Annotated in this window: 14 protein-coding genes; 9 read left to right on the top strand and 5 right to left on the bottom strand. The window is 63.2% G+C overall.

All coding sequences use genetic code 11. The features are described 5' to 3' along the window. The 5 genes from ACTS2Z_RS10365 to ACTS2Z_RS10345 form a co-directional block, all read left to right on the top strand. On the top strand, positions 1-806 hold an 806-nt coding region (locus ACTS2Z_RS10365), incomplete at its 5' end, for a hypothetical protein (protein ID WP_442573137.1). A gap of 3 nt (positions 807-809) precedes the next feature. Next, the gene (locus tag ACTS2Z_RS10360; RefSeq protein WP_442573136.1) at positions 810-1,805 is read left to right on the top strand and encodes a peptidoglycan -binding protein; all 996 of its coding nucleotides are present in this window, start codon (positions 810-812) and stop codon (positions 1,803-1,805) included. Between the two features lie 225 nt (positions 1,806-2,030). Next, positions 2,031-2,252: a 50S ribosomal protein L31 gene (gene rpmE, locus ACTS2Z_RS10355; RefSeq protein WP_442573135.1), complete on the top strand. Its 222-nt coding sequence runs from the start codon at positions 2,031-2,033 to the stop codon at positions 2,250-2,252. 229 nt (positions 2,253-2,481) lie between these two features. Continuing rightward, complete coding sequence (locus ACTS2Z_RS10350; protein WP_442573134.1) at positions 2,482-3,258, top strand: hypothetical protein; 777 nt, start codon at positions 2,482-2,484, stop codon at positions 3,256-3,258. Continuing rightward, the gene (locus ACTS2Z_RS10345) at positions 3,255-3,989 is read left to right on the top strand and encodes a hypothetical protein (RefSeq protein WP_442573133.1); all 735 of its coding nucleotides are present in this window, start codon (positions 3,255-3,257) and stop codon (positions 3,987-3,989) included. The genes ACTS2Z_RS10350 and ACTS2Z_RS10345 overlap by 4 nt, the downstream gene beginning before the upstream one ends. A gap of 28 nt (positions 3,990-4,017) precedes the next feature. Here ACTS2Z_RS10345 and rcdA read toward each other — a convergent pair whose 3' ends face one another. Further along, a complete protein-coding gene (rcdA, locus tag ACTS2Z_RS10340; protein WP_442573132.1) occupies positions 4,018-4,560 on the bottom strand; it encodes a protease adaptor protein RcdA in 543 nt (180 codons plus the stop codon). Positions 4,561-4,701: 141 nt separating this feature from the next. Next, complete coding sequence (locus ACTS2Z_RS10335) at positions 4,702-4,893, bottom strand: DUF1192 domain-containing protein (protein ID WP_442573131.1); 192 nt, start codon at positions 4,891-4,893, stop codon at positions 4,702-4,704. Between the two features lie 114 nt (positions 4,894-5,007). Here ACTS2Z_RS10335 and ACTS2Z_RS10330 point away from each other — a divergent pair, with 114 nt between their 5' ends. Beyond that, entirely contained in the window at positions 5,008-5,994 is a 987-nt protein-coding gene (locus ACTS2Z_RS10330) for an NAD(P)H-quinone oxidoreductase (protein ID WP_442573130.1), read from the top strand. A gap of 190 nt (positions 5,995-6,184) precedes the next feature. Then, on the top strand, positions 6,185-6,859 hold the full coding sequence (locus tag ACTS2Z_RS10325) for a DUF1013 domain-containing protein (protein ID WP_442573129.1): 675 nt from the start codon (positions 6,185-6,187) through the stop codon (positions 6,857-6,859). Here ACTS2Z_RS10325 and ACTS2Z_RS10320 read toward each other — a convergent pair. The 3 genes from ACTS2Z_RS10320 to ACTS2Z_RS10310 form a co-directional block, all read right to left on the bottom strand. Next, entirely contained in the window at positions 6,856-7,674 is an 819-nt protein-coding gene (locus ACTS2Z_RS10320; RefSeq protein ID WP_442573128.1) for an SDR family NAD(P)-dependent oxidoreductase, read from the bottom strand. The two genes, ACTS2Z_RS10325 and ACTS2Z_RS10320, sit on opposite strands and share 4 nt — an antisense overlap. Before the next feature lie 33 nt (positions 7,675-7,707). After that, the gene (locus ACTS2Z_RS10315) at positions 7,708-8,592 is read right to left on the bottom strand and encodes a tetratricopeptide repeat protein (protein WP_442573127.1); all 885 of its coding nucleotides are present in this window, start codon (positions 8,590-8,592) and stop codon (positions 7,708-7,710) included. 150 nt (positions 8,593-8,742) lie between these two features. After that, positions 8,743-8,913 (bottom strand): YdcH family protein, encoded by a 171-nt coding sequence (locus tag ACTS2Z_RS10310; RefSeq protein ID WP_442573126.1) that lies wholly within the window; start codon positions 8,911-8,913, stop codon positions 8,743-8,745. Positions 8,914-9,009: 96 nt separating this feature from the next. Between ACTS2Z_RS10310 and ACTS2Z_RS10305 the strand changes: the two genes are divergently transcribed. Then, entirely contained in the window at positions 9,010-9,636 is a 627-nt protein-coding gene (locus tag ACTS2Z_RS10305) for a UbiX family flavin prenyltransferase (RefSeq protein ID WP_442573125.1), read from the top strand. Further along, a partial coding sequence (locus ACTS2Z_RS10300) for a DUF2390 domain-containing protein (protein WP_442573124.1) occupies positions 9,636-9,894 on the top strand: 259 nt, incomplete at its 3' end. The genes ACTS2Z_RS10305 and ACTS2Z_RS10300, both read left to right, overlap by 1 nt.

The following is a 9,894-nucleotide window of genomic DNA, read 5'->3' as shown; positions in this document are numbered from 1 at the left end:
TCTACACCTTCCAGCAGGCGCTCGCGATCGGGCCGAGCGCGCGCTGGCTGGTGAAACTGCGTGACAGCGCCCATCCGGGCCAGCTTGGCAATCCGCCTGCCCTGATCGCTCCCATGGCCGCGCTGATCACGGATGCGGCGGACGGGCGGGCACGCCTGTCGGCAGCCTCTGCCCGCGTGGTGCTGGATTCGGTTGCAGCACGGATGGCCGAAAGCGGCGCCTTCACCCGCTATTTCGGACGCCTGCTGATCTTTCTCGGCCTTCTGGGCACGTTTTATGGCCTGCTTCTGGTGGTCTCCGATGTGGGCGAGGCGGTGCGTGCCGTCTCTGCTACCTCGTCCGGTGCGGGCGAAGTGGAGGCGGCCCGCCTGATGGCGGCCATCGAAGACCCGATCCAGGGCATGGGCACGGCCTTTGCCTCTTCCCTGTTCGGTCTTGCCGGTTCGCTGATCATCGGATTTCTGGAATTGCAGGCGAGCCGGGCGCAGAACCGTTTCTATAACGAGATCGAGGAATGGCTTTCGTCCATCTCGCGCCTGTCTGCGGCTGGCCCCGTGGGCGGCGGTGAGGGCGACAGCTCCAGCGCCTATGTCGGCGCGCTTCTGGAACAGACCGCCGACACCGTGGACCGGCTGGCCTCCACCATGGAGCGCCATACACGCCAGCTGGAAGTGACGCTTTCGCGCTTTGCCGATGATGCGGCCGAAGCCAATCGAGAGTCTGCCCGCCTCCTGCGTGACGAGATCAAGGTGCTGGTGCGTGCGCTCGAAGCTCAGGCGCGCATCAACCGGGACCGGGATCAGTAGATCATGGCGCTTTCCCGCCTCCAGCAACTAAGAGAAGCCGATAGCGGCGATTACTGGCCGGGGTTTGTCGACGCGCTGGCGACCTTGCTTCTGGTCATCGTCTTCCTGCTCGCCGTGTTCGTGACCGGTCAGTATGCGCTCTCGACCGCCCTGACGGGGCGCGACGAGCAACTGGCCGATCTCAATGCGCGCCTTGCGGCGCTGGCCAGCGAGCTGAATATGGCCGAGGCGGAAAACGCCGCGCTGACCTTGCGGGTGAGCACGCTCACGGCAGAAAATGAGAGCCTCTCCGAACAGCTGGCGAACACCACGGCGCGCATCGGGGCGCTGGGTGCGCAGCTTGATGAGGCGGAGGAACTGTCCGACGAGGCGCAGCTCACCATCGCCATGCTGTCCGAGCAGATGGAGATATTGCGCATGGAGCTGGCGCGCCTCAATGCCGCGCTGGAAGCCTCCGAGGCGCGCGAGGCGGAGCTGGAAACGCAGGTCATCAATCTCGGCTCGCGCCTCAATGCCGCGCTGGCGAGTGAAGTGGCGCGCCTGGCCCAGTATCGCTCGGAGTTTTTCGGGCGGCTGGTGGAGATACTCGGAAACCGGTCCGGCGTGCGTGTGGTCGGCGACAGGTTTGTCTTCGAGACCGACATATTGTTCGATTCTGCCTCGGCAGAGCTGTCGCCCGAAGGGCAGGAAGGGCTTCGCCCCGTAGCCGCCGCAATTATCCAGCTTACCCGCGAGATCCCTGACGACATCGAATGGGTCATCCGTGTGGACGGGCATACCGATGTCCGCCCGCTGGGGCCGTCCGCCCAGTTTTCCTCCAACTGGGAACTGTCGACCGCCCGTTCCCTGTCGGTGATCAACTGGCTGGTGGCCGAGGGCGTGCCGCCCAACCGCCTGATGGCGGCCGGGCTTGGCGAGCATTACCCCATCGCGCAAGGGCGCACCGAGGCTGATCATGCCCGCAACCGGCGCATCGAGCTGAAGCTGGAAGCGCGCTAGGCGTCCTGCATTGAGGCCTATGCGACGATTTCCACAGGAATCCGGAGCGCGCCTCCGGCCTTAAGTCATTGTGACGAAAAGCACTGACTCTCTATGTCCTGCCCGGTCTTGCGCCGCAGGCTTTGCGCGTATATACACCGCGGCTCATTTCTAGCAGACTTGATCCGCTCACCACAGATCGTGGCCGGTCTGGGCGTGGCGGGCATTGAAGGCGGGAGCCGTCACATGAAACAGGATATCCACCCCGACTATCACTTCATCGAAGTGGTGATGACGGACGGCACGAAGTTCAAGACCCGGTCGACCTACGGCAAGGCCGGCGACCAGATCTCGCTGGATATCGATCCGCGCACGCATCCGGCCTGGACCGGTGGTACGCAGACCATTCTCGACCGCGCCGGCCGCGTGTCGAAGTTCAAGGACAAGTTCAAAGGCTTCGGTGTGTAACCGCCCACCCCCCTCACCTGGGCGCGTGTGACCTTCACACGGCCGTGGCCTTTAGAAGAGCGCCCGCAGCACCCCTCAGCTGCGGGCGTTTTTTCGTTTTTGGCTTGCGCTACGCACTCCCCGCTTCCGGGGGCAAGCCGCGCGCCCGATTGAAGACACGGGCGCCGGAAGTTTGCGCCGCAGGCCCGTTTCCGCCATGGTTAACGCTCCAGAGGGCGGGGGCTTTCAGATGATCCTTCAGAACATCTCACGCGCGATCCGCGAACAGAACTACTACGCGGTTGTTCTCGAATTTGTGATTGTCATCGCCGGGGTGGTGATCGGCTTCCAGATCAATGCCTGGAACGAGGCGCGGGGCGAGCGCGCAAGGGAGCGCGTCTATCTCGCCCAACTCATCATGGATCTGGAAGCTGACGCATGGATCGGCCAGACCGGTGCCGGGTCTGCCGACCAGGTCGACGCGGCTGCAAACCGGCTATTGACCGTCATTGAAGGTGGGTCTGGCGCAGATGCAGTTAGCGACGCGGCTTTGATCGTCAGTGTGCCATTTGCCGGATATGCCTATCTGCCTTTGGCGACCGACGCGACCTATGAAGAGATGATCTCCACGGGTGCCTTGTCTCTGGTGCGAGATTCCGAGCTCAAACGCGCGCTTGCCTCCTATTATTCGCGTAATCAGGCCAGCCGCCAGTGGGATAGCCTGCTACGTGAGGAGCAGTACGCTTACCGCGCCGCGACTCGCGGCCTGTTGACACGCGAACAGTATGCGTGGGCACGCGCCAGCATTGTCTCCGGGCGCCTGGACAATTCGCCTGATTTCGACCGCGCCGCATTCATTGAAGCCGCACGTGCCAGGCCCGCGATCATTGACAGCCTCAGGTCAATGGGCGCGGTACAAGAGCGCCTGCGCGGTGACTCACGCACCTTGCAGCAACAGGCCGAAATTCTCGGCACTCAACTACAAACGGCTCTTGGTGAGCCGCGAACGGAGCGCACAACGCCATGATCCTGCGCCGCCTCAACGAACATGTGCGCAGCCAGAACTGGCTCGCCGTCTTTCTGGATTTCTTCATTGTCGTGCTGGGCGTGTTCCTCGCCGTCCAGCTTGCCAACTGGAACGAGGCACGCGAGGCCAGGGCGCGCTTTGCATTCCTTCAGCGCGAGCTTGTCGCTGAAACCGAGGCCAATCTTGCTGCGGCAATACGGTTTCGCGAGGCATGGAGCGAACGCCTTGCCGGTGTCAGACTAGTCATCGACACGCTCAGGGAATGCCGGGAAGGGGATGAGGCGCGTGCGGATATTGAGAGGGGTCTTGATCTGGTACGAAGCTGGCCGGTGCTGCAATTCAACGACACCGTCCTTGCTCAGCTGACCAGTGATGAAAGCCTGAGGGCGCGGCAGTCCCACGAGGAAAGCACACAGCTAGCTGGACTGAAGCGCTTTCTGGACCGGATGGAACAGGATGCCGCCTTCCTGAGCGGGCGGTTTTCGGCCCATCCCATCGAGCGCCACAGCCTGGTCGGGTATGGCGACCGCATTCCTCCCGCGGAATCTTATAATAATGTGGACGAACGGCTTCTGGTCCTGACGGCGCCCTTGAGCGAAGTTTGCAGCGATGCTGATTTCGCGAGGATATTTTATGAATGGGAGCGGGCCGGCGTGTTTATCGCCTATCAGTCCGAACGTATGGTGGCCAGCCTGCAGCAAAGGCTGGAGACCATGGGGGCAATGCCCTGATCTACAGGGCCGACAGCAATGCGTGAAGCTAGCCCCGCCCGGCAAACGCCGTTTCCAGCGCCGACCATTGTCCGGCAAGCGGGTTCTGTCCCGGCGCGCCGCCGGGGGCTTCGCGGAAAAGATTGTCATCAAGGCGCTTCAGGCGCTCGTGCAGGCTTTGTGAGCGGGCAACAAGATCGCCAAGCCGGGGCGGGCAGGGATCGTCGCCTGCCGGCCACATGCCTTCGCGCGGGTGGGATTTGCCGCCCAGGCGGTATTTCTCGCCTGCGGCCTCGAAGGGCGTCATCTCGCCTTCACTTACCGCGCGCTGTGTAAGCAGCCATGAGGCTGACTGCATGAGCTGGGTCGTGAGCGTCATGGATTCGGCTGCGTAGGCGAGGGCTCCGGACCGGCCAAGGCGCTTGGCATCGTCGCGGCCCGGACCATCGAGATAGCTGGCTGTCTCTTCCACAAGGTCCATGCCCTCGCGAAAGAGGCGTGAGAAATGCTCCGAGGCTGCGAAGTCGGCAACACGCACTGCCGCTTCACGTGCTGCGTTGTCTGTTCCGGCATTGCCGGTATCGATGTCCATCACGCCTCGACCCCTCACGCGTATCGTGCGCCCTTGTCCGGCGCGGCTTTTCAAACTCCGGCAGACCTGCAGACCAGAACGGGACGCAGCATGCCGTCTTGACCCCCTGCCTAGCAAGGCTGGGGCCAGTTGCCGGGAAAGTCAGGCCTTTTTGAAGAAGGCTTCTGCCGCTCCCAGCTTGTCCTGCTTGTGGGCGATCATCGTTTCTGCACGCCCGATCTCCGCTTTCAGCGTTTCGATGCGCTCCTCGAGATCGGCCACTGAAAGTGCCGAAATGTCTTCGCCCGGAGTGATGGCAGAACGCTTTGTGCGTGGCAGTTCATCGTCAAACATGAAGCTCACCTCCCTGACATCCCGGCTGTACAGGACTTTTGTGCGAGGCCGAGAATAGCGCAAACTGGCGTTCAATGCGCCCCTCAATTACGCCGCCGCACGGATGAAAGCGCCATGACCGACACCTATCGCACCCGCATCGTGACCGCACCGCAGCCAGGCGGCCCCGATGCCTTACGCCTCGAAGAGATCGTGCTTGAGGCTCCGGCACCGGGCGAGGTGCTGATCGAGGTGGCGGCGGCCGGGATCAACCGGCCAGACGTGTTCGAGCGGATGGGCTTCTACCCGCCACCGCCCGGTGCGCCGAAAGGGCTGGGACTGGAAGTGTCCGGTACGGTACTGGCGGTGGGTGAAGGGGTGAAGGGCCTGCCGGAAGGCCAGCGCGTCTGCGCGCTTGTGGCGGGCGGCGGCTATGCCGACATTGTGCGCGCCCATGCCAGCGCCGTCCTGCCGGTACCGGACGGCGTGGATCTCGTTGACGCTGCCGGACTTCCCGAGACGGTCATGACGGTCTGGACGAATGTCTTTGACACAGGCGCGCTGAAGCCCGGCGAACGCCTTCTCGTCCATGGCGGCTCCAGCGGCATCGGCACGACGGCAATCCAGACGGCCAAGGCGCATGGCGCCATCGTGATGACGACGGCAGGCAGCGCGCAGAAGTGTGCAACCTGCCGCTCGCTGGGCGCTGACCATGTCTTCAACTATCGCGAGGACGACTGGGTGGAAGGGGTAAAGGCTGCCGGCGGAGCCGATGTCGTTCTCGATATGGTGGGCGGGGATTATGTGGCGAAAAACCTTGCCGTGCTGAACCGGCACGGACGCCTAGTCCAGATCGCCTTCCTGAAAGGGTCGCGGGTGGAGGTTGACCTGATGGGCCTTATGCTGAAACGCCAGACGGTGACAGGTTCGACCTTGCGTGCCCGCTCGGCTGAGGAGAAGGCAGCGCTTGCCAAGGCGGTGCAGGCCCATGTCTGGCCCTGGGTCGAGGCGGGGAAGGTGCGCCCCGTGATCGATTCCCGTTTTGCACTGACGGATGTAGCCAAAGCCCATGAACGCATGGATTCCATGGCCCATATCGGCAAGATACTGCTCATTCCCTGAGCGGTGCCCGGTGCAGGAATACCCCCTTTCACGCAGAGCAAGGGCGCGTTATAAGCACCGCAAACCCCGTCATCTCGCTCATGTGTCGCTGACACGCAGATAACGGGTCGGATCGACCGAAACCCGGCGGACCGCGCCGGGTTTTCTTATGTCTCCGGCGCATCCCCCTCTCGACAAGGAGCCTGTTGCCATGTCCGACATTCTCATGCCCAAGGCGACCGCCGTCTGGCTGGTCGACAATACGAGCCTCTCGTTTGAACAGATCGCCGATTTCTGTGGCCTGCACCGCCTGGAAGTCAAAGGCATTGCTGATGGCGATGTTGCGGCGGGCGTGCGCGGCTCCGACCCGATTGCATCGGGCCAGCTGACGTCTGAAGAGATCTCGAAGGCCGAAGGCGATCCGTCCTACCGGATGCAGGCGACACGGCCGAAATACGCCGAACTGCAGGAGACGGCGCGCAAGAAGGGGCCGCGCTACACGCCGCTTTCGCGCCGCCAGAACCGGCCGGACGCCATTGCCTGGCTGGTGCGCAACCATCCTGAACTGACCGACGGTCAGATCTCCAAGCTGGTGGGCACCACCAAGACCACGATCATTGCCGTGCGTGACCGCACGCACTGGAACTCGGCCAATATCAAGCCGACCGATCCGGTTTCTCTGGGCCTGTGCAGCCAGATCGATCTGGACGAGCAGGTCCGCAAGGCCTCTGCCCGCCGCAAGGAAATGGAAGAAGCCGGTACGGTGAAGATCGAGGAGGACGTGCTGCGTCCCGCCGAGGAAACGGCGCCCGCGCCCACCGGCCCGACTACGCTCGACGAGCTGTTCGGCAAGAGCGCTCCGGGTAGCGACGAGGACGACGACTAGTCCTCGTAGTCCTCGCGCTTCATCACATAGTTGAGCGCGAGGCGCCCGCCATCGGCGTAGATGCAGGTGCCGGTGATGTAGCTGGCCTCGCGAGAAGCGAGGAACCACGCGATTGACGCAATCTCGTCCGGATCGGCGATCCGGGCGAGGGGCGTGCGGGACAGGACCGTGTCCATGGCGGCCTTGTCCTCGTTCACGCCCTTGAGCATGTCCGTGTTCACAGAGCCGGGGCCTATGGCATTGACCCGGATCCCGTAGGGCGCCAGCGACAGGGCCATGGCCTTCGACATCTGGTTCAGGGCCCCCTTGGCCGCCGAATAGGCGAGCTGGTCGGCAATCGACACGACAGCATTGATCGAGCTCATATTGATAATGGCATAGCGCCGGCGGGCATCGTCGGCGCGCGTGTCCTCATCCTCGATCTGGCGGGTCATCTGGCGCGCGGCTGCACGTGCCACCAGGAACGCGCCGCGTACGTTCACCCCCATCACCTTGTCGAAATCGGCAATGTCCAGAGAGAGAATGTCGCCGCGCGCGAGAATGGCCGCATTGTTGACGAGAATGTCGAGCTGGCCAAAGGCTGAGAGCGTCTCGGCCATCAGATTGGCCACCGACAGCTTGTCCGACACGTCGCAGCTCAGAAACAGGGCCCGGCCCTTGGCAGCACCGAGATCGTTGGCGAGGGCCTCGCCATTGGCCTTGTCGGTATCGGCAATCGCCACGCGAACGCCTTCCTCGACGAGCCTGCGGGCGCAGGCAGCGCCGATGCCATTGGCACCCCCGGTCACTATGGCAACACGATCTGACCCGGCCATGGGCACGTCTCCGTCTGGAAATTCGGTGAAGGTTTACCGGCCACCTGCGTCGCGCGTGCGCGCGTAATCATCGGCGATGGTGGTGTTGTCAGGTTCCAGCTCGTAGGCACGCGCGAAAAGCGGCACGGCTTCGTCCACCTCTCCGACCTGTTCCAGTGCAGCGGCAAGGGAGTGCACGATGGCGCCCGATTCCGGTTCCGCCGCTACGGCGGACCGGCAGATATCGATGCCTTCGCTCGCGCGTTCTGCTTTTACCAGCGCCCAACACAGGGCGTTGAGGGCTGAACCGTCTTCGGGCGCGATGGCAACGGCCTCGCGGCCATCCTCGACCGCCCGGTCCATGAGCTCCAGCTCGATGAAGGCCGCCGAACGCCCGACCCAGCCACCTGGCGAGTCCGGTGCCAGGCGAATGGCCGTGTCATAGGCGGCAATGGCCTCTGCGCCGCGGTCGAGTTCCATGTAGGCACCACCCAGAAGGATGTGCAGAAAATCGTCCGATGCCATGCCGCGTTCGGCAATGAGTAGGTCATCCAGCGCGTCCTGCGGCCGGTCGAGCTGCAACAGGGCGACAGCCCGGTTGCGCCGTACGATCGGAATGTCGGTATTGCCACCATTGTCGCCGAGCAGGGCCAGCACCTGATTATAGGTGAGAAGGGCGCCTTCCGCGTCACCCAGCGCAAGCTGGCTGGCGCCCAGACGCACGCGCAGTTCGGCTTCGGTCTGCCAGGGGTGCAGGCGTGCCGAGAGGCAGGCCCGCAGGGCCGTGACGGCAGCTTCGGCATCGCCGTCGGCCATGGCCGTGTTGGCATCCGGGCAGACCCCGGTGCCTTGCGCACCACCGGCTGGCGGTTGCGCACAGGCCGGAGCGGCAAGCCCGGTTACGGCTGCGAGCAGAATTACGCGCGCAATATTCATCATGGCAGGTCTTTCCCGGGATACGGTCCTATCGAGCGGCCATGATAGTCACGCGCAGGTGGCCGGGTCCATCGGTGCGGGCATGCAAATGCAAAAGGGCGGGCTGAAACCAGCCCGCCCTTCATCATCTGTGGTGCATTGTCGCAAAAGGCGTCAATGTCGGCGCCGGAGGCTTTCAATCTCCTCTTTCAGGCGCAATTTCTGTTTCTTGAGTTCTGCGAGACGAAGCGTATCTGCGGAAGGGTGCTTGAGTTCATTCTCAATGCGGCTTTCCAGTTGCGTGTGACGTTGGTCAAGCTCACGGATACGCGCTTCAGCTGGCATGTTTGCCTCCTTCGCTGGATCAAGGACGACAAGTGAAACATCAAACGGGCTGGTCTATCAATGGTGAAAAATGTCCGTATAGCGGAAGGGTTTCCCATGTCTGAAGCCAAGTCCTTGCCCCGCCGCATGATTGTCGGCCTGTCAGGTGCATCAGGTGTGATTTACGGCATCCGTGCGCTCGAAGCCCTGCAGACGCTGGGCGTGGAAAGCCATGTGGTGGCCAGCAAGGCCGCTGAAATGACGCTCGGATACGAGATGGGCCTGAAGCCTGCCGATATCAAAGCGCGCGCAGACCATGTCTATGCTTTCCCCGACATTGGGGCGCCGATAGCGTCGGGCTCCTTCCAGACGCTTGGCATGCTGATCGCGCCGTGTTCGGTTCGCACGATGAGCGAGATTGCAACTGGCGTAACGTCGAGCCTCCTGACCCGTGCCGCCGATGTGGTCCTGAAGGAGCGCCGCCGGCTCGTCCTGATGGTGCGCGAGACGCCGTTTCATCTTGGCCATTTGCGCACGATGACCCAGCTGACCGAGATGGGCGCGATCATCATGCCGCCGCTGCCAGCCTTTTATGCGCACCCCGAAACCCTGGACGATATGGTCAACCAGTCGGTGGGCCGGGCGCTCGATCTGTTCGGACTGGACTGGGATCCGACCCGGCGCTGGGGCGAAGACATAACCGAAGGCCGCCGGCCCGGCGCTTCGCGCAAGGGCAAGGCCTGATGGTCTTGCAGCCCCTGCCGGATCTCTGGACCTTTTCTACCGGGCTTTATGCCCATGATCCGGTGAAGGCGGCTGCCTTGTCGCTGCAGGATGCAGGTCTCGACGTGAATGTCGCCTTCTGGATCGTCTGGAGTGTTGTCTGCGGGCGCGATCCGGTTCCCGGTCTTCCACTGGCGATGGAGCGCGCCTCCGGCTGGCACGCACTCGCGGTCGGGCCGTTACGCGGGGTGCGTGACCGGTTGAAGCACGTCAGCGACC

Source organism: Glycocaulis sp., assembly GCF_052168375.1.
GTDB lineage: Bacteria > Pseudomonadota > Alphaproteobacteria > Caulobacterales > Maricaulaceae > Glycocaulis.
This window is presented reverse-complemented; position numbering and strand designations above follow the sequence as displayed.

Excerpts from the sequence above, each read along its gene's own strand:
- ACTS2Z_RS10360 (WP_442573136.1), top strand. The coding sequence starts at position 810 with ATGGCGCTTTCCCGCCTCCAGCAACTAAGAGAAGCCGATAGCGGCGAT.
- rpmE (WP_442573135.1), top strand. The coding sequence starts at position 2,031 with ATGAAACAGGATATCCACCCCGACTATCACTTCATCGAAGTGGTGATG.
- ACTS2Z_RS10350 (WP_442573134.1), top strand. The coding sequence starts at position 2,482 with ATGATCCTTCAGAACATCTCACGCGCGATCCGCGAACAGAACTACTAC.
- ACTS2Z_RS10345 (WP_442573133.1), top strand. The coding sequence starts at position 3,255 with ATGATCCTGCGCCGCCTCAACGAACATGTGCGCAGCCAGAACTGGCTC.
- rcdA (WP_442573132.1), bottom strand. The coding sequence starts at position 4,560 with ATGGACATCGATACCGGCAATGCCGGAACAGACAACGCAGCACGTGAA.
- ACTS2Z_RS10335 (WP_442573131.1), bottom strand. The coding sequence starts at position 4,893 with ATGTTTGACGATGAACTGCCACGCACAAAGCGTTCTGCCATCACTCCG.
- ACTS2Z_RS10330 (WP_442573130.1), top strand. The coding sequence starts at position 5,008 with ATGACCGACACCTATCGCACCCGCATCGTGACCGCACCGCAGCCAGGC.
- ACTS2Z_RS10325 (WP_442573129.1), top strand. The coding sequence starts at position 6,185 with ATGTCCGACATTCTCATGCCCAAGGCGACCGCCGTCTGGCTGGTCGAC.
- ACTS2Z_RS10320 (WP_442573128.1), bottom strand. The coding sequence starts at position 7,674 with ATGGCCGGGTCAGATCGTGTTGCCATAGTGACCGGGGGTGCCAATGGC.
- ACTS2Z_RS10315 (WP_442573127.1), bottom strand. The coding sequence starts at position 8,592 with ATGATGAATATTGCGCGCGTAATTCTGCTCGCAGCCGTAACCGGGCTT.
- ACTS2Z_RS10310 (WP_442573126.1), bottom strand. The coding sequence starts at position 8,913 with ATGCCAGCTGAAGCGCGTATCCGTGAGCTTGACCAACGTCACACGCAA.
- ACTS2Z_RS10305 (WP_442573125.1), top strand. The coding sequence starts at position 9,010 with ATGTCTGAAGCCAAGTCCTTGCCCCGCCGCATGATTGTCGGCCTGTCA.